Origin of the sequence: Psychroflexus salis (assembly GCF_014640175.1) — a bacterium.
Classification (GTDB): Bacteria; Bacteroidota; Bacteroidia; order Flavobacteriales; family Flavobacteriaceae; genus Psychroflexus; species Psychroflexus salis.
The window spans coordinates 19,222-38,891 of record NZ_BMGL01000013.1 but is presented as its reverse complement, the minus strand read 5'-3'; the positions used below and the strand labels follow the sequence as shown (position 1 = coordinate 38,891).

Below are 19,670 nucleotides of genomic sequence, written 5' to 3'. Positions count from 1 at the left end.
TGTAATTATGCGTATTTTTGAACTAACTTTTATTAAATACTAACTTTCATGAAAAAAGGATTCAAAATATTCGGCATAATTATTTTAATTCTAATCATAGCTTTGCTAATTGCTCCATTTATATTTAAAGGAAGTATAGAAAGCTTTATTAAAAAAGAAATCAATAAAAATGTAAATGCTGATGTAACTTGGGAAGAAGTCGATTTAAGTTTAATACGTAATTTTCCAAATGCATCTGTTGCTTTAAACCAAGTATCGGTTATAAATAAAACTCCTTTTGAAGGCGACACCCTTTTTTATGCAAAGACTTTACATTTAAAAATGGGAATTACTCAGCTTTTTAAAAATGAAGGCTACAGTGTTGATGAAGTTTTTCTTGCAGAATCGCTCATAAACTTAAAAACCAATAAACAAGGTAATTCAAATTGGGATATAACTAAAGAATCTGATGTTGTAGAAGGTGAAACGAATGAAGAAACTGCTTCTAGTTTTCAGTTGAATTTAAAACATTATGAAATTAATAATTCTAAAATTGTTTTTGAAGATGAAAATGCGCAAATGCGATTTAGTTTGGAAGAATTGAACCACTCAGGCGATGGTAATTTTGAAAACACCCTTTTTAATCTGCGAACGCATACCGATACCAAAGTGAGTTTTGATAGTGAAGGCACTAATTATTTAAAACAAAACTTTCTTCAGTTAGATGCCGATTTAGAAATTGATTTGGATAAAATGAAATTTAGCTTTCTTGAAAATGAAGCCATGATTAATCAATTACAACTTCGGTTTGATGGTTTTTATCAAATGAATTCAAATAACGCTGAAATGGATCTAAGTTTCAGCACACCTACTTCCGATTTTAAAAACTTCTTAGCTTTAATTCCTGAAGCTTATGCAAGTAATTTAGATGGCGTTGAAACCTCTGGCAATTTTGATGTTAATGGTCGTGTTTTCGGTAAGTTAGACGACACCCATATTCCTGAGCTTGACATTAAACTAAACAGTAGCCAAGCTTCCTTTAACTATCCTAGTTTGCCTAAAAAAGTAGAAGATATTTTTATGGATATTCACCTAAGTAATACCACAGGATTGGTTGAAGATACAAACATCTCTATTAAGGATATTCGGTTTAAAATTGATGAAGACCGATTTTCAGGTAAATTAAATCTAAGCCAATTATCTACAAATATGCTAATAGATCTAGATGCTAATGGAAGCTTAGATTTAGGTAAAATTAATCAAGTATATCCTATGGAAACCGATTTAGATTTAAACGGAAAACTCAAGGCAGACATCAATGCAAAATTTGATATGGATGCTATTGAAAAAGAACACTATCAAGATATAAAAACTGCTGGTAAATTAGAATTAACAGATTTTCATTACCAAGATGAAGAATTGCCAAACGCTTACGATATTAGTGAAGCTGCCGTTTCGTTTTCAACAAATAATATCCAGTTGCAAAAATTTGTTATGCAAACAGGAAGCACCGATCTTTCAGCTAAAGGAAAATTAGATAATTTAATGGGTTTCATGTTTAGTGACCTAGCTTTAAAAGGAAGATTTACAGCAAGTAGTACCAATTTTGACGTTTCGGATTTCATGATGAATACTGAAGCAACTTCAACTACAAAAGAAAACGAGTCTATTGAAGAATCAACTTCAGAAGAAGCCATTAAAATTCCAGATTTTTTAGACATTGTTTTAGACTTTTCAGCAGATCGTGTGTTGTATGACAATATGCAACTTACCAATGCAACAGGAAGCATGATTATAAAGAATGAAACGGCACAAATGCAAGATGTTTCAGCAGAATTATTTGGCGGTAGCATAACTTTAAATGGAAATGTTTCTACTAAAAATGCACAGCCAGACTTCGCAATGAAGCTAGGTTTTGCCCAAATTGACATTGCACAAGTGGTTACTGAAATGGAATTGGCTAGAGCATTAGCACCAATTGCTACCGCCTTAGTTGGTAAAGTTTCTACTAATTTCGACTTATCAGGTAATTTAACAAAAGACTTTTCTCCTGTTCTAAACTCATTGTCTGGCGGTGCTTTAGCAGAAATTATTCAAGCGAAAGTAAATCCGCAGAAAACACCTTTATTAAACCAATTAAACCAAAATTTAGATGTAATTGATTTTTCCAAAATACAGCTAGATGGTTTAACCACCCAAGCAAGTTTTAACGATGGAAAAATTAACTTAAAACCTTTTACTATAGAAGTTGAAGGCGTAGATGTAAAAGTTAACGGTAGCCATAATTTTGATGCTAGCATGAATTACAGCCTAGATTTTAAAATACCAGCTAATAAATTCGGGAGTAGTTTAAGCACGGAGCTAGCTAAATTGTCTGGCGAAGATGACAGCCAAATGTTTGTAAACTTGCCTGTGAATATTGGCGGTAGCTTTACTAAGCCACAATTACAAATGGACATGCAAGCAGCGGTTAAGGAATTATCAACTAAAATTATTGAAGAACAAAAGCAAAACTTGAAAAACCAAGTAAAAGATGAAGTTGAAAATCAAATTAAAGGATTTTTAGGTGGAGGTGAAGATAAAAACGAAAAAGATTCTACAGCAACTAAAAGTGATAAAGAAAAGGTTGAAGACCAAGTAAAAGATGTGCTAGGCGGTATGTTTGGCAAGAAAAAGAAAAAATAAAAAGAAAGCTTTTACCTACTTGATTTGCAATTTAGTTAGGCCTTGAAATACTTTAAAAAATAATTTAGTTTTCTAAGCTTACTTAAATTAATTTATTTATATCTTTGCAACTCGAAAAATTTAAACTAAACATAAACTAGTATTATATGTTGATAATTAAAGTAAAAGATGGTGAAAAAATAGATCGCGCGCTTAAACGCTTAAAGAGAAAATTCCGCGATACTAAAGTTTTACAAACCTTGCGTGATAAAAAAGAGTTTACTAAGCCTTCGGTATCGAAGAGACAGCAAATTAAAAAGGCGCAATACATCCAGTCGATTAAAGAAAAAGAGAACCTGTAATAGTTACAAGTTCAGTTCTATATATACAAACCAGCAACTTATAAGTTGTTGGTTTTTTTATGGCTTATTTTTAGCTATAAAATGTTTTAAACGATAAGCGAATACCGTATTTTTGAATTAAATATTGATAATGAAAAAAATATTAGCTTTTACAGGCTCTAATTCTAGTACATCTATTAATGCCAAGTTGTTAAACTATGTTTTAAATAGAGTTTCGCAGCATGAAGTACTTCAAATAGAATTAAGCAACTATAATGTGCCTATTTATTCTGAAGATATCGAAAAAAACAACGGCTTACCAAATCCGAGTAAGCAATTAAAAAAATTAATAGACGATCACCAAGCTTTGATTATTTCGGTAAACGAACATAACTCTGCTCCTTCAGCTTTTTTTAAAAATCACATCGATTGGCTTTCTCGGGTAGATGCTAAATTTTTACAAGGCAAAAAAATCTTGTTAATGAGTACATCGCCCGGAAATCGCGGAGCAAAATCTTCTTTAGCTTTTGTTCGGGATATTTTATTTCCGCGTTTTGGTGCTGAAGTTATAGAAAGCTTTAGTCTTCCATCTTTTGGTGAAAATTTTGATGATACAAGTAAAAAATTAACCAACGAAGTGTATGCTTTAGGACTCGATGATGTTGTAACTAACTTTGAACAAAATTTATTGAATTAATTGAGAACAAGCCAAACACATACTATTGTAAACCAAAACAAATTTAAAAAAGCATTATTGGCTTGGGCACAACAATTTTCTAGCTTAGTTTGGTTAGACAGCAATCAATTTCCGAGCTTGTATGCAGAATACGACGCTATTTTAGCAGCTGAAGAATTTACGGCGATAAAAACTGACGCTTTTCAGGCTTTTGAGCAACTCGACGAATACCAACAAACTACAAAAGATTGGATTTTTGGATATTTATCTTACGATTTAAAAAATGATACCGAAAATCTATCATCAGCTAATTTTGATGGTTTGCACTTCCCAGAATTATATTTTTTTCAACCACAAAAAATATTTTTAATTAAAGGAAATGAGTGTGAAGTTTTATATTTAAACATTTGTGCAGACGAAATTGAAACCGATTGGGATGCAATCGAAAATTATAAATTTCCTGAAGCTTCTGAAGTACACCTATCCAATTTAAAATCAAGAATTTCAAAATCTACTTACTTAGATAAAGTTGCTGAAATACTTTCGCATATTCATCGTGGAGATATTTATGAAATGAATTTTTGTCAAGAATTTTATGCTGAAAACGCAAAAATTAATCCATTAACAGCTTTCGAAGATTTAACTGCAATTTCTCAAACTCCATTTGCAAGTTTTTGCAAATTTGAAGATTTGTACGCTTTAAGTGCAAGCCCAGAACGTTATTTAAAAAAAACAGGAAAAAAAATTATTTCCCAACCTATTAAAGGTACAGCTCGAAGAAGTGATGACGCAACAGAAGACAAAAAATTGTTGAAGGCACTAACAGAAGATCAAAAGGAACGTTCTGAGAATATAATGATTGTAGATTTAGTTAGAAACGATTTGTCTAAAACAGCAGAAAAAGGAAGTGTACAAGTTGAAAAATTATGCGAGCCTTATAGCTTTAAACAAGTACATCAACTTATTTCTACAATTACATCTAATTTACAAACATCTAAAACACCTGTAAATGTCTTGCAAACCACTTTTCCAATGGGAAGCATGACTGGTGCTCCAAAGGTTTCTGCTATGCAAATTATAGAAGCTACCGAAAGCACAAAACGCGGATTATACAGCGGAGCAATTGGTTATTTTACACCTACAGGTAATTTTGATTTTAATGTGGTTATTAGAAGCATTTTATATAATGCAAAAGTCAACTATGTAAGTTACATGGTAGGAAGTGCTATTACCGAAAAATCTGTTCCTGAAAAGGAATTTCAAGAATGTTTGGTAAAAGCACAAGCGCTTCAAAAGGTTTTAGTACCTAAATTAGAAAGTAATTATTTTGGATAACATGTTAGATAAGTTTAAAAAACATATCAGTTCTTCTTTTCCAATGCTTAATCAAAAAAAGATTTTGGTAGCAGTGAGTGGAGGAGTAGACTCGGTAGTCTTAGCCCATTTATTGCAGATGTGTACTATTAAAATAGCACTTGCTCACTGTAATTTTAAGTTACGCGGAACTGCAAGCAATCAAGACCAAATTTTTGTAGAAGCACTTGCAAATCAATTAAATTGCCCAATTTACAACACACAATTTGACACTAAAAAAGAAGCCGAACTTGCAGGAGAATCCATTCAAATAACAGCGAGAAAATTGCGTTATAAATGGTTTTATGAAATAACAGAAGAACATGATTTTCAGTACATAGCTACAGCACATCATCTAAACGATAGTTTAGAGAATTATGTGATGCACAGCATCCGTGGTACAGGTTTAAAAGGGCTTTTAGGTGTGCCACAACAAACTCATAAAGTAATTAGACCATTGCTTCCATTCAGCAAAAACGAGGTTATAGACTTTGCACAAAAACAAAATTTGAAGTGGCGCGAAGATGCTTCAAATGCAAAAGATGATTACTTTAGAAACCGAATTCGTAATCAAATAATTCCCTTATTAAAAGATGAAAACCCAAATTTATTGGCGTCTTTTAAACAAACACTTCAACACTTACAACAAAGTCAAAATCTGTTAGAAGATTATTCCGCTTTACTGTATAAAGAATTAATTACAGATCATTCAACTTATTATAGTTTAGCTTTAGATAAATTGAAGACTTTACCTAACCCCAATGCTATTTTGTATCAACTATTACATCCTTTTGGTTTTACCGATTGGGAAAGCGTTTACAGTTTGCAAAATGCAGAAACCAGTAAACAGATTTTTTCTGAAACCCATACTTTAGAAAAAAATAGAAATCAAATTTTGATATTTATCAATCAAGAGCAAACAAATAATATTGAAATTAATATACTTGAAACCAATAAAGTAGTTAAATTTGGGGATTCTGTTTTAAAGTTGGAATTAGCAGAGCATTTAGGAGAATTAGGAAATCAAATTGCCTATTTAGATTTTAACAAACTTAAGTTTCCCTTAAGTCTGCGATGGGTTAAAAATGAAGACCGATTTTTTCCGTTAGGTTTAAAGCATAGTAAAAAAGTTATTCACTTTTTAAGAGATGAAAAAGTGCCAACTTCCATAAAAAAACAAACCTGGGTTTTATGCTCTAATCAAGAAATTATTTGGGTGGTAAACTACCGAATTAGTGAAAAATTTAAATTAACCAAAAACACAAAGAAATGCCTAAAAATAAGTTGCCTAAAAGTTTAATTCTTGTTTTTACAAGTTTATTTTTTTTATTTACAACAGCAATAAATGCTCAATTTGGGCAGCCAGATACAATCCAAGAAGAAGCTCACCTTTCTTTTGAAATTGATGCTATACCACAAGGTGAAAATGTTTTTGAAATTCAAATAAAAGCAAACATTGCAGAAAATTGGCATTTGCCTTCACAACGTCCAATCCCTGAAGGAGAAAATGGACCGATTCCAACAGAATTTACCTTTGTTTTCGAAAACGATGCTTACGAATTAATTGGTGAAACATCCGAACCCAAAGGCATAGAAAAGTTCGACCAGATTTTCAAAACAGATTTAAAGTATTTTGTAGATGAAGCCATTTTTACTCAGAAAATCAAAGTAAACAACGCTGAAGAAACCTTGCTTTTAGATGTCTTGTTTATGATTTGCGACGACGAAAAGTGTTTGCCACCCGATGTTGAAGCTTTTGAGCTAAATTTCGATTTAACTACTCAGCATTTACAGGTTTCAGGTCAACAAATAGAAATAGATGAAGCTGACCAAAAGCTAACCAACTCCTTAAAAATAGATTTAAAAGAAGACCGATTTACCGTAGCAGAAAAGGAAAATGAAGAGCCAGATACTAATTTTACGATCTTTCTTTTAGGTTTTTTTGGTGGCTTTATTGCTTTGCTCACACCCTGTGTTTTTCCTATGATTCCGTTAACGGTTTCCTTTTTTACCAAAGGCGCAAGAACACGAAAAATCGGATTGTTGAATGCCATTATGTATGCGGTTTTTATTGTTGCTATTTATTTAATACTCAGTATTCCATTTCATTTACTAGATTCGGTTAATCCAGAAATTTTAAATAATATTTCAACCAATACGTATTTAAATATTTTCTTCTTTTTCATATTCATTATTTTTGCCATTTCCTTTTTTGGCTATTTTGAAATTACCTTACCACAATCTTGGAGTAATCGATTAGATCAAAAAGCTACTAGCGTTGGTGGATTAATTGGCGTATTTTTTATGGCGCTTACCTTAGCTTTAGTTTCTTTCTCATGTACAGGACCAATCTTAGGCTCATTATTGGGTGGTTCCTTGTCTAGCGATGGTGGAGCAACTCAACTTTCTTTTGGTATGGGTGGTTTTGGTTTAGCTTTAGCGCTTCCGTTTGGCTTATTTGCTTTGTTTCCAAATTGGTTAAATTCCTTACCAAAATCTGGTGGTTGGATGACGACCTTAAAAGTTGTTTTAGGATTTTTAGAACTTGGTTTAGCTTTTAAATTTTTATCGAATGCGGATATGGTAGAACATTGGGGCTTTTTAAAACGTGAAATATTTATCGGAATTTGGATTGTAATTGCGCTAGCCATGACTTTGTATTTGTTCGGAAAAATTAAATTTCCACACGATCCCCAAAAGCCTATTTTAAAGCCAATGCGTGTTATAGTGGGTGTGCTTACCTTGGTTTTTGCTATTTATTTAATTCCCGGTTTAACCAACACATCGCATGCTAACTTAAAGCTGCTTAGTGGTTTTCCGCCACCTATGTTTTATAGTGTTTACGATAAAGAAACCGACGGGCCTTTAGGCTTAAAAGCTTATAAAGAATTTGACGAAGGTGTTGCAGCGGCTAAAGCAGAAAACAAACCAATTTTACTTGATTTTACGGGTTGGGCTTGTGTAAATTGCCGTAAAATGGAAGAACAAGTTTGGAGCGATCCGCGTGTTTTTGAAGTAATTCAAGATGATTATATTCTAATTTCCTTGTATGTAGACGACCGTAAGGAATTACCCCAAGAACAGCAATTTAATTACGAACGCCCAAAAGGTGGTGTTAAGCAAATTAAAACTATTGGTGATAAATGGGCTACTTTTCAAACTGTGAATTTCGAAAATAACTCGCAACCCTTTTATGTATTGATGAATGCTGATTTTCAAATGTTGAATAAAACTGTTGCCTATATGCCAAATGTGGATGAATATTTAGCTTGGCTTCAACAAGGTTTGCTAGAATTTAATGAAAACTAGTAGCTAATAATTTGGCTCCTAATTTCTAGATTGGAATTTTTTTAATTCATAAAATTTTTGTGTTATTTTATTTAGACTTAAAAAAAAGCTCCTTTAACAATTTGTTAAAGGAGCTTTTAGATTTACAAAGTTCATCTTCATAATTTTATTCCACTAACGAATACTCGAAAGCGGGATTTCCACGCTCTCCAATTTCACTTACTAGAGCTGTAAATCTTAGTTTGTAATAGTTGCCGTCAGTATCTTTAATTATAAAAAAGCGATCTTCTCTTAGGCTTGGTGCTTGTCCGGGACCTCCACCTTGTCTCCAATTACTTCCAATACTTCGTTGGTCTAATTCAAAATTACTTTCGTCTATGTTGGTTAAATTAAATTCTTCATAATTTACTTCTGACGTTAAAACTTGATAAGCCATTACCTCCGCTTGACGGTTTGTAAGAACAAAATCTGTAAACATATATGAACCTGCTCCCATAATTTCGTTTGTAAATACTGTAAAATTGATATCCCATTTATTTTTTTCAGGCTCAATGATTACTGTTGAAGCTTGCTCAAAATTGAAAAAAGTATAATTAAAGCCTTGTGATTTGTTTATTTCAATTTCGGTATAATCAGTTTCATTTACATCTGCATATTGTAAAATATAGGCTTCATTATTCTGTAAGACACGAATTTTTATAAGTCCTTTTGCTTCACCATCTACATCTACTGAACCCAATTGCGGAGTAGAATTGCCAACTTCATTACCTAAATTTAAAATGTAAACTGGGTTTTCTTCATTGTTTTCACTTACTACATCCATAGCTGTTTGACCTAAGTCACCACTTGGATGGTCAATGTATTCCATATTAGCAGGATTAAAATTACCAATGCTAATTTGTGGTATTAGTTGTGCAACGTTTGATTCATTTACTTCACTAATATTGTAAAAATCTGTTTTACCAACTGCCATTTGTGTAGAATAGTTTAATACTACACGGTTTGTATTTCCGCTGTAAAATGCTAAATCCCAAGCATCACGTTGAATTACAGTTTCTTGTTGACTGCTTAAATCAATATAGACTTGATTAGGTTGATTTGGGCCACCAACTTCGGGTGCTAAGTTTCCACCTAATGCAGCAGATTCGAATAAGTTAACCACTAAATTTGTGTTTCCAGAAAATACAGTTTCAGGAATACTTACAGCTGTTATTGAAAATGTAATGCTTTTTTCTTCACCTTCAATTATTTCAGAAAGTTGCTCTAATTGAAAGGATGCAGCTTCATCTCCTGCTTCAAAGCTAATTTCTAAATTGCCATTTACTGCTTCTGGAATGGTAGCAAAATCTTGATTATAAGTTGCATTGCTAGACTCTGTTTGTATTGTAATCATACCTTCTTGCGGTGCTGGCTCAGAAAATACTAAATCGATAGTATTGCTATTGGTTTCATTTGAAAGTTGAATTGATGGTTGTTCAAAAGCAACTACAAAGTTGGTGGTCGTTGTTTGCGAATCGTCATCGGTGCAACTATTTAGTGATAAAACGAGTAAAAAAATGCATAAGTAATTAAAGTAATTTTTCATAGTGTAAATAATTTAAAAGTTTAAGTTATATTGAATTCGTAAAAAAAATGATCTTCCGTAGCCTAAAAGTAAGTTTGAAGCAGCTTCACTATGAGCTCCACCTTCAGCGGCTGTTGTGTTTACTCGTGTTACATCCAAAAGGTTTCTGGCACCAAGACTTACATCTAAATTTTGATTCAAAAAAGATTTTCTGATGCTGGCATCAAACCAAGAAAAAGGATTCAACTTTCCTCTTCGAAATTCGGTTTCTCCTGCTTCGTTTTGTTCTTGTATAAATTGATATTGTGGTCCGTTATATTTGTAATACAGCGCTAAATTGGTTTTCCACTTCGGAATTTTATAAGTTAAATTTGCATTGGCTTGTATGGTGTATAAAAAATCATCATTAAAGTTGCTACTATCTAAAACTTGAGATATACCACGCAGTGAGATGCCTAAATTAAAACCAAAATTGTGATGTTGTATTTGGTGTGAATTTTCAATTCCCCATGTGCGAAACAAATCAATGTTATTATATTGAAATTGTAATGGTGTGTTGTTAGTTACCGTAAGTTCAATGCGATCTTTCACATCAATATACCAAGAAGATAATTTAGTTTGCCAACTGGAATTATAATCGTTAAACCAGAATTTCTTTTTTAGATGTAGGAAAGATGAAGTGCCAATTTCGGGCTGTAAAGCTTCATTACCACGTACATCGTGATTAGAATCTACAAAAAAGGTATAAAGCTCATCATAATTTGGTGTTCTTGGAGCTCTGCCTAAGATTCCACGAACTTCAAGCCCATTTTTAAAAATATATTTGGTAGTAAATGAAGCAGCTAATAATGGATTAAATTTATTAGTTAACATTAATCGTGCTCCTGGTCGAAATGAAAGGCGATCTGTTGCTTTTACTTCTGCGGTTGTAAACACATCATAAGAATTTAGACTTCGGTTTACCTGGTCACCGCTTAATGGATTAGACATGGGTGAAGAAAACCCGTCGATTAAATTTAACTCATAGCCAGATTGGATGTTTATGTTTGATAATTTAATAAAATCATTGAGAGTTCCCCTAGTAAAAAATACTTTTCTAGACTCAAATTCTGTGCGCTCTACATTAATTCTTTCTTGTGGTAAAATTCGATATGTAAATTGTTCGATGTCTCTAACTTGTTGCTGATATGAAAGCGAAATATTAAAATGAGTTTTTTTATGAAACTTTCCATTTAAATTAAGATGGTGAATCATCCGTTCTGAAAAAAAATATTCGTCTGATGCACTTGGATTGCTAGTTTGTGTGGCTGAGTTGAAATTGGTTCGAACTTCCCTAGAATATCTATTTACATCCTCATTAAAATATTCAAATTTGTAAAATGCATTTACTTTTCCGCGGTAATTTACTAAAGCTTTTAGGTTGTTTTGAAGCTTGGGCAACCATTCATGACCACGTAATCCATCATTAAAAGGATGATTTTTCCCTTTCTGTTCATTTAAAAATCCATTGAAATCATTTCGAGTAAAAACAGCATTGGTATACCATTTTTCATTAATATTTTTTCCAATTTTTATGGATTGAATATGCCTCCCTTGATTGCTTAAATTATACTCGTTGCCAATGCTTTCCTCTTGTATAAAAGGAATGATTTCCCAATTTTTTTTTGTTGTTTTTTTAGTAATGATATTAATAATACCAGAAACGGCATTGGCACCATATTCAACTCCCATAGCACCTTCAACAATTTCAATACGTTCTACATCATCTAAATTAATTTGGGTTAAATCGGCCATGTTTCCCATACCTTCATCATTCACCATGGGAATATTATCTATTAATATTTTAAAATACTGACCATCTAACCCAAATAGATTAACACTTGATTTTCCTGTTGAAGTATTTGGAATAATATTGATGTTTAAACTTTGGTTCAATACATCAGCTAAATTATTAGCTGCCAAATTTTCTATAGTTTTTCGATTAATCACTTTTACTTCATAAACAGATTTTTTTACTGATTGTGGGTTAATCTGACCAGTAACAACTACTTCCTTTATATTTTCCTTCCAAGTATTGTTTGCTTTCTGTTTAATTTCTTTTTGTGCATAAGAAGAATAAACACAAATAATCATTAAAAATAAATAATACTTCTTCATTATATTAATTAAGTCTAAATAATATTAACATTGACAAAACTATAAAATTATCTTTATTAAATCTAAATAAATTTATATATTTGTTGCAAAATTTTATTAATTAAAACATAGTGATATGATAATGAATGATTTAAAGTATTTTTTTGCATATTTATTAATTACCGGTTTTGTTTTTGCACAAGGAAAAAAATACAAAGAAGATGTAGAAGCTATCAAATCGATGTGCGGTTGTTATGAAGTGAGTTTCAAATACACCGAAACATTTGCTCCAGAAGTAGATTATGAAAAAGCTTATGATTATACATCGGGAGCTTTAGAATGGGCTGAAGTAATTATTGATAAAAAAGGTGAGATTTCAATTCAACATATTTTGTTAGTAGGAGAAGGTCGAGTGATTAAACATTGGCGTCAAGATTGGACCTACGAAGACCCAACTACATTTGCTTTTCATAAAAATAATCAATGGAATTTTTTTGAACAAGAAAAAAAAGATATTAAAGGAACTTGGACTCAAAAAGTATATCAAGTAGACGATAGTCCTAGATATGCAGGTACAGCAACTTGGATACATTATGATGGTAAACATTTTTGGGAATCTGATAATGATTCGCCACTTCCGAGAAGAGAATATACTAAACGAGACGATTATAATGTAATGAGACGTGGCAATCGTCATGAAATAACAAATTTTGGCTGGGTACACGAACAAGACAACAAAAAAATTCTTCGTACAGATGGAGTAGAAGATGTACTTATTGCAGAAGAAAAAGGCTTTAATACCTACACAAAAGTCGATGATGAAAAGTGTAAAAAAGCCAAAGAATGGTGGCAAGCCAATGAAGCTTATTGGGAAATGGTAAACAAAAAATGGGATGAAGTTTATGATAGAAAAGGCAGTTTAAAATTAGCTAAAACAGTTGATGATAAACCCATGTTTATGCACCTTATACCTAAAGAAGGTGTTGAAAATGAAAACCATGTACAAAAGGTGTTTTCCGAATTTGTAATTGAATAAGAAATGATGCAGATTTCAAATTTACTACTTAAAGTATATCGGATTAAGCAATTGATTTTACTTGCAGGCTTGTGTGTTTTTTCGTTTGTTTTGTTTGCATTTGATAGTAAATTAAATGAGCCAGATATACGTTTACAGCAAAAAATGAATAAAGCTTTAAATGATCTTTTTGAAACAGAACAAATTGAATTAAAGTTAATTGCTTTACCTGAAAATATCAATCAAAAAATAAAATATAATATAGAAACTGACTTTGTTTACCAAATTAAAATTGAAGATAATTTAAAAGCTTATGCTTATTTAGGTCAAGCGAACTCTATGAAAGATGTTTTTGATTATTTGGTTATTTTGAATACTGATTTAGTGATTTTAAAATCAAAAGTATTAATTTACAGAGAACAGCACGGAAGACAAATTGGTAGCCAGCGTTGGTTAAAACAATTTATAGAGATGGACACGAGTAGTGAACCCAAACTTGGTGAAAATATACAAGGCATTTCTGGAGCAACAATTTCTGCCCGTTCTATGACACAAGCCACGCATCAAGTATTGAATAATTTGGCCTATTTAGCTGAACATAAATTATTACTAAATGAATAAATTTAGATTATCTCAACTTCCCAACGAGTTAAAAATACTAGTTGGGATGTTTGTTTTGGTACTGAGCATTGGTTTTTTTACTGGAATTAATTTTGTGCATTTTACTACAAATGGAACACCACATGGGATTGAAGAAAATTATTTAGGAAATGAAGATAATTTAGAAGCGATTGAAATGAAGTTTAAAAAAACCGAAGCCCAAATGTTAAATATATCGCACACCCATATTTTATCGATGTCTATTATCTTTTTTTTACTTTCAATATTGGTGTATTTTACTTCAATAGCGAGCTATTTAAAAAAGTTTTTAATGTTTGAAGCACTTTTATCAGTTTTACTCACTTTTGGTGGTATTTACCTAGTTTGGTTGAATATTGCATGGATGGAATATATAGTAATGATTTCTGGAAGCTTAATGATATTCTCTTTTGTATTAAGTGTTTTGTTTATTACTAAAGAATTGATTAAAAAAAAGCCAAGCGATAATGTACTTAACTTATGATTTTATTTAAGATATTGATTGTTCTATTCTTCCTTCAACTTGTTCTTTCCCTGTGTAGCTTTTTTTTCAATTTTTTGCTTTTCTGCTTCCAATGCTTTTGAAGCACTATCTGCTTTTTTGTTCGCTTTTTCCATTGTTTTTTTTGCGTTTTCTTCAGCTTTTTTCAACATGGATTTGGTTTGCTCTTCTGCTTTTCTTTGTGCTTTGCGTGCTGCTTCTTGAGCGTCGCTCATTAGTTGGTCGGCATCTGTTGCATCTTTTATTTTTTCTTTTACTTCATCGTAAGATTCGATTACATCTTCTTCAGTTTCAGTAGAAATTGAATCTGAATTTATATTATTTTCATTTTCGCTAGTGTATTTAGTATCAGAATTGTTTTCATTAGCTTTTTCTTTGTTTCTGTCTTCAGAAATGCTTTCTTCAACTTCTTGCTGAACTTCGCTTGCAGGTTTATCTGCTCTTTTTTCGCCACAACTCCACAAACTGATTATACTTAGAGCAAAAAATAATTTTAAGGTTGGTGTAAATTTCATGTTTTTAGTGTTTATATAACAAATGTAAAAGATTAGCGCTTCAAATTAAAATTGATCTGGATTCTTTATAATTTCTTCAGAACGCTGAATGTGATTTTGTAAGGTTTCTTGGTTCATTTTTTTCAACAAGTTCATCATCATTCCCATGCGTTGATTATTCTTAAATTTCTCTTGATTTTTATACAGAAAATTCCAGTATAAATTATTGAAAGGGCAAGCGTTTTCTCCTTCCTTTTTGGAAACGGAATAATGACAAGATTTACAATAATTACTCATTTTGTTAATGTAACTTCCGCTTGAAACATAGGGCTTTGTAGCTACAATTCCACCATCTGCAAATTGGCTCATTCCACGAGTATTGGTTAATTCTACCCATTCTATTGCATCAATATAAACGCCTAAATACCATTGGTCTACTTCGTCTGGGTCTACCATAGTTAACAAAGCAAAATTACCAGTAACCATTAATCGTTGGATGTGGTGTGCATGCGCTTCATCTAAACTTTGATTAATAGCATGGCTCATGCAATTCATTTTTGTTTTGCCTGTCCAATAAAAATCAGGAAGCTTATTGGTGTTTTCTAACACGTTAAGTTGCTTGTAAGCTGGCATTTCTTTCCAATAAATACCACGCATAAATTCACGCCATCCTAAAATTTGTCTTACAAAACCTTCAACCTGAGAAATATCAATTTCATCTTTATGTTCGTAATAATAGTCTAAGGTAGTGCCTACAATTTCTTTAGGAGATAACATTTTAGTATTCATGGCAAAAGATAAACGTGAATGAAATAAAAACTTTTCATCGGTATGCATAGCATCTTCATAATCACCAAAATAGACTAGTAGTTTCTTGCAAAAATAATCCAGTACTTTTAAACATTCTTCACGGCTAGTGGGCCAAGAAAAATTTCTGGCTTCAATTCTACCAATGGTTTCAATGTTTTCTTGCTCTAATAAATTAATGATTTTAGTAACATCTTTCTTAAAATTTTTATGCGGTGGAATTTTAGGATTGCCTGTCCATTTTTTGCGATTACTTTTATCGAAATTCCATTTGCCACCTTCAGGTTTTTTATCGTCTAGCATCATAATTTCATGCTTTTTACGCATATCTCGATAAAAATATTCCATGGTCATTTCTTTTTTACCCTCAAAGAACTTCGCCACATCTTTGCGTTGGGTGTAGAAATGTTCTGTATCTACTGCATTGGTCTCGATAGATAATTCTTCACAAAAATCCTTCAGTTGTTTATCTAATCTAAATTCATCTGGTAATAAATATTGAAAAGCTTTAGCATTATTTTCTTTGATAATTTGTTTTAAGTTTTTTACTAAATCTTGTTGATTTCTTTCATCATCTAAATTATAGTAAATTACTTTATGGCCCTGTTTTTCTAGTGTTTCTGAAAAATTTCGCATCGAAAGAAAGAAGGCAACAACTTTTTGAATGTGGTGTTTTACATAATTGGTTTCTTGTTTCATCTCGGCCATAAAGTAAATTACATCATCTTTTTTTTCTTCAAACCATGAGTGCTTCAAATTAAGTTGATCGCCTAATATTAATCGTATTGATTTTTTCATTCTGTTATTTCTTTAGCTTTTTATGTTATTGACTTCGGCTTAGACTTATTAAAATAATGATTCTTGCAACCAAGTTCGCTGAAATTTGCCATTACTATCGTAGCGGTCTGCTTGGCTTTTTATATTGAATTTTCTATCTCTTGGGTCATTTCCAACGCCACTATTGTACATCCAATTTCCCCAGTTAGAATGCACATCATAATCGATTAACATAGCTTCAAAGTAAGCTGCACCAATACGCCAATCTTGTTTCCATTCTTTTGCCCAATACGAATTTACGTTTTGGCGTCCACGATTGCTCATGAAACCGGTTTCCAGAATTTCTATCATATTTGCGTTCACAAAAGGCTCGGGGGTTTGTCCGTTAATCCACTGATTTAATGCTTTAGTTGAATTTCCCCAATTATAGTCTTTGTTTAAAATCCCTCCTAATTGAAAGATTTTATTACCATGTTTTAGTGAAACATATTTGAAGTAATCGCGCCAAATTAATTCAAATATGAGCCAATACGTATCTTGATTTTTTTTGACTTCCTTTTCAAATTCTTTTACTTCCCAATAAATTTGAGTTGCAGAAATACTTCCGTTGGCTAACCAAGCTGAAAGTTTTGAGCTGTAATCTTGCCCTAGTAAGCCATTTCTTGTTTTCTTGTAATATTGAAGTTTCTTGGTATCCCAGAAATACTGATTTATGCGTTTCCAAGCTTGACTTTCGCCACCTTTAAAGGGAAACGCAGAACGCGAATCAATTTCGAAATCTTCAAAACCTAAATCGGTTAAACTTGGAATTTTAGATGATTTATCTTCAACATTTTCTTCAGAAATTGGTTTAAGTTTTGCTAGTGTTTTTCTAGGTTGAGATTGTTTTTCGCAAGATTTTCTAAATTCAGTATAAATTTCAGGAATTTCATTGAAATTCGAAAAAGGAATGTCTTCTGGATGAAACAAAAATTGGTCATATTGTTCTGTCCACTTGGTTTCGGGTAATAGCTTAGCAATTGTTTTCTGTAGGTTTACTTCTTCTTGAGTCCATTCCTTTTGGCAAAATATTTGTTTTATGGAATATTCTTGATTTAAGCTTTTAAAAATATCTTCTGTTCTTTGGTGCTGTACACACAAATTGATGTTTAGCTGTTTCAAGTTTTCTTGGAGTTCTTTTAAACTTTCTAAAAGAAATTTTGCTCTGTATTTTTCAGTTTTTTTAAAACCGTATTTTGTTTCTTCAAAATGCCTAGGGTCTAAACCATATACACCCAACACAGGTAAATTTTCTTGGCAAGCGGCAAATAAAGAATGTTGGTCGCTAACCCGTAAATCGTTTCTAAACCAAACTATATTTATTTCTTTTTTCATGAATAATCAATTTAAAGATTTACTACTTTAATTTTTGTTTCTTCTGCATCGCTCACTACAGTATTTTACATCATCCCAGTTTTTCTCCCACTTTTTTCGCCAAGAAAAAGATTTTTCACAGGTTTTACATATTTTACTAGGTAGGTGTTGTTTTTTGTGCGCCATTTACAGAATAGATTTAAGCTCTTCTTCAGGTCTGGCATAACTAAAACGATCCAGCATTTCTGTTTTTACATATGCATCTAAGCCAATAATTCCTACTGATTCTGCTTTAGTTAAATCTAGAAAACCGTCTTTAGACTGAATGTGTTCATCGAAATAAATATGTTCAATATTAGCAACGATAACAATGCATCCACTTTCTTTTATAGGGTATTCATTTTCAAAAGAACATCCCATTTTTATTCGGGATTCTTTTACATAAGGTGCTTTAAAGTTCGAAATATACTCTTCTGTTAGCTTTACTTCATCAAATTCACTGATAGCTGCATCATAACTAGCAGAAGTTTGGTGGGCTTTTTCTATGATGTGTTGATGAATATGATTAATGGTAAAAAATCTAGTATTTTTTAAATTAGTGTAAGTATGCCGTTCTACAGTTACAGGGCGTAGTGTAAAGGTAAGTTGTGGTGGATTACTTCCTAAATGTATTACCGAATTAAAAACAGCTAAATTGGTTTTGCCCGCTGCATTACAGCTTCCTAGCAAGTTTGCAGATTTAATTCCGCCACAAGAATTAATTAAATTCATTCGCTCAAAGCGGGGAAGGTTGGCAATCTGAGATTTATCTAAATGCTTCATGATTTTTTTTGAAGCATAAAATTAAATTTTGTTTAATTATTTTGTGTTAATAATTAAACAAAAAATGCTGCCTTAAGAAAAAGCAGCATCCATAAAAATTATTTAGAAATGGGTTTAGTCTAGGTATTCGCTAACTTTTTCGCGGAGCTGTCTTCCTCTTAAATTTTTACCTATAATTACACCATCTTCATCAATTAAAAATGCAGCGGGAATAGAACGAATTCCATATTTAACAGCAATAGGATCTTTCCAAAACATTAAATTAGAAACGTGTTGCCAATCGCCTAAATTATCAGCTTCAATTGCGTTTGTCCAGGCTCTTTGCTGGTTTTGCTTATCTAATGAAACTTGTACTATGGCCAAACCTTTGTCTTTGTAATCTTGATATACATCTACAATATTTGGATTTTCTATACGACATGGCTTGCACCACGATGCCCAAAAATCGATAAGTGTAATTTTACCCATGGCATCTTTTAGTCTTAATTTGTTTCCATCTGGAGTCGGTCCAGAAAAATCTGGGGCAACTGCTCCAATATCGGTAGCACCTACTTTTGCTATTTGTTCTTGAAGGCTTCTTCCTAAATTATGGTCTTTAATATTTTTCCCTAAGTTAGCGAAAAAGTTTTTTGCTTCTTGGTTATTTATTTTTTTACGATTAATTAAATCACCTAAAATCATTAAGCTAACAACCGATTCGGGATTGTTTTCGATAATTTGTTTTCGTTCTTCAATCGATTCTTTTTCTATTTCTCTTTGAATGCTTCGTAATTCTGCAACACTTGTTTGGTTACCATTTCTGAATGCATTGTTCATATTTTCCTGAATTTCTTTATTGTCTTCATTCAGTTTTTTTAAGTTATCGAAATAATCTTTTAAGAGTTGATTGTGTTTTCCTGCTTTTATGGTAGAGTTACGAAGATCTAAAGGGTCAATTGTTAGTTGCATGGGTTGTTGCTCGTTAACAAAAATAAAATTTCCTAGTGTTCCATCAATTCGAATTAAATTGAGCTCTTGTTCGTTTTGCTGATTAAGCTTAAAACTGAAGCTTTTGTTTTCAACTAAGCTTGTATCGACGTATATTTGTTGGTTATTTTCTCCTAATTTCGATAAGTAAACTTTAGAATTTTCAGCAATTCCAGAAGCATCAGCTGTGAGTACTACTTCGTTTGTTGAAGTATCGCAAGCCCATAAAAGACTAACTACATATAAAATAAAAATTGTATTCTTCATTATAATATTATTTTTTTGCAAAAGTAC

The 19,670-nt window shown here is 31.9% G+C and carries 17 protein-coding genes; 9 read left to right on the top strand and 8 right to left on the bottom strand.

The window, feature by feature from the left end:
- Positions 1–48 precede the first annotated feature (48 nt).
- From IEV63_RS11170 to IEV63_RS11145, 6 genes are all read left to right on the top strand, one after another.
- Entirely contained in the window at positions 49–2,664 is a 2,616-nt protein-coding gene (locus tag IEV63_RS11170; RefSeq protein ID WP_188406903.1) for an AsmA family protein, read from the top strand.
- Between the two features lie 146 nt (positions 2,665–2,810).
- Entirely contained in the window at positions 2,811–3,005 is a 195-nt protein-coding gene (gene rpsU / locus IEV63_RS11165; protein WP_188406902.1) for a 30S ribosomal protein S21, read from the top strand.
- A 130-nt stretch (positions 3,006–3,135) separates the two neighbouring features.
- On the top strand, positions 3,136–3,681 hold the full coding sequence (locus tag IEV63_RS11160) for an NADPH-dependent FMN reductase (RefSeq protein WP_188406901.1): 546 nt from the start codon (positions 3,136–3,138) through the stop codon (positions 3,679–3,681).
- Positions 3,682–4,995 (top strand): anthranilate synthase component I family protein, encoded by a 1,314-nt coding sequence (locus IEV63_RS11155; RefSeq protein WP_188406900.1) that lies wholly within the window; start codon positions 3,682–3,684, stop codon positions 4,993–4,995.
- Between the two features lies 1 nt (position 4,996).
- Positions 4,997–6,313 carry a tRNA lysidine(34) synthetase TilS gene (gene tilS / locus IEV63_RS11150; protein WP_188406899.1) on the top strand — a complete coding sequence of 439 codons (1,317 nt, stop codon included), beginning with the start codon at positions 4,997–4,999 and terminating at the stop codon, positions 6,311–6,313.
- Entirely contained in the window at positions 6,283–8,322 is a 2,040-nt protein-coding gene (locus tag IEV63_RS11145) for a protein-disulfide reductase DsbD family protein (RefSeq protein WP_188406898.1), read from the top strand. Before tilS ends, IEV63_RS11145 begins: the two co-directional genes overlap by 31 nt.
- Positions 8,323–8,467: 145 nt before the next feature.
- On the opposite strand, the gene IEV63_RS11140 is transcribed toward IEV63_RS11145, so the two are convergent.
- Both IEV63_RS11140 and IEV63_RS11135 read right to left on the bottom strand, forming a co-directional pair.
- A complete protein-coding gene (locus IEV63_RS11140; RefSeq protein WP_188406897.1) occupies positions 8,468–9,886 on the bottom strand; it encodes an HmuY family protein in 1,419 nt (472 codons plus the stop codon).
- A gap of 12 nt (positions 9,887–9,898) precedes the next feature.
- Positions 9,899–12,022, bottom strand: coding sequence for a TonB-dependent receptor plug domain-containing protein (locus IEV63_RS11135; RefSeq protein ID WP_188406896.1), 2,124 nt, complete (start codon positions 12,020–12,022; stop codon positions 9,899–9,901).
- 115 nt (positions 12,023–12,137) lie between these two features.
- Between IEV63_RS11135 and IEV63_RS11130 the strand changes: the two genes are divergently transcribed.
- Genes IEV63_RS11130 through IEV63_RS11120 form a run of 3 tightly spaced genes read left to right on the top strand, consistent with a single transcriptional unit; the run spans position 12,138 to position 14,139 of the window.
- The gene (locus tag IEV63_RS11130) at positions 12,138–13,037 is read left to right on the top strand and encodes a DUF6607 family protein (RefSeq protein WP_229737235.1); all 900 of its coding nucleotides are present in this window, start codon (positions 12,138–12,140) and stop codon (positions 13,035–13,037) included.
- Between the two features lie 3 nt (positions 13,038–13,040).
- Entirely contained in the window at positions 13,041–13,637 is a 597-nt protein-coding gene (locus IEV63_RS11125) for an FMN-binding protein (RefSeq protein ID WP_188406894.1), read from the top strand.
- On the top strand, positions 13,630–14,139 hold the full coding sequence (locus IEV63_RS11120) for an Aq_1264-related membrane protein (protein WP_188406893.1): 510 nt from the start codon (positions 13,630–13,632) through the stop codon (positions 14,137–14,139). Before IEV63_RS11125 ends, IEV63_RS11120 begins: the two co-directional genes overlap by 8 nt.
- Positions 14,140–14,162: 23 nt before the next feature.
- Here the strand turns inward: IEV63_RS11120 and IEV63_RS11115 are convergent, their stop codons facing one another.
- The 6 genes from IEV63_RS11115 to IEV63_RS11090 form a co-directional block, all read right to left on the bottom strand.
- Positions 14,163–14,672 carry a hypothetical protein gene (locus tag IEV63_RS11115; protein ID WP_188406892.1) on the bottom strand — a complete coding sequence of 170 codons (510 nt, stop codon included), beginning with the start codon at positions 14,670–14,672 and terminating at the stop codon, positions 14,163–14,165.
- 45 nt (positions 14,673–14,717) lie between these two features.
- Positions 14,718–16,256 (bottom strand): cryptochrome/photolyase family protein, encoded by a 1,539-nt coding sequence (locus IEV63_RS11110; RefSeq protein WP_188406891.1) that lies wholly within the window; start codon positions 16,254–16,256, stop codon positions 14,718–14,720.
- A 48-nt stretch (positions 16,257–16,304) separates the two neighbouring features.
- The gene (locus IEV63_RS11105; protein WP_188406890.1) at positions 16,305–17,609 is read right to left on the bottom strand and encodes a DASH family cryptochrome; all 1,305 of its coding nucleotides are present in this window, start codon (positions 17,607–17,609) and stop codon (positions 16,305–16,307) included.
- Positions 17,610–17,636: 27 nt separating this feature from the next.
- On the bottom strand, positions 17,637–17,774 hold the full coding sequence (locus IEV63_RS11100) for a DUF2256 domain-containing protein (protein ID WP_188406889.1): 138 nt from the start codon (positions 17,772–17,774) through the stop codon (positions 17,637–17,639).
- Positions 17,775–18,410, bottom strand: a complete 636-nt coding sequence (locus IEV63_RS11095) for a flavin reductase family protein (RefSeq protein ID WP_188406888.1) — start codon at positions 18,408–18,410, stop codon at positions 17,775–17,777.
- A 114-nt stretch (positions 18,411–18,524) separates the two neighbouring features.
- The gene (locus IEV63_RS11090; protein ID WP_188406887.1) at positions 18,525–19,643 is read right to left on the bottom strand and encodes a TlpA disulfide reductase family protein; all 1,119 of its coding nucleotides are present in this window, start codon (positions 19,641–19,643) and stop codon (positions 18,525–18,527) included.
- Between the last annotated feature and the right edge of the window lie 27 nt (positions 19,644–19,670).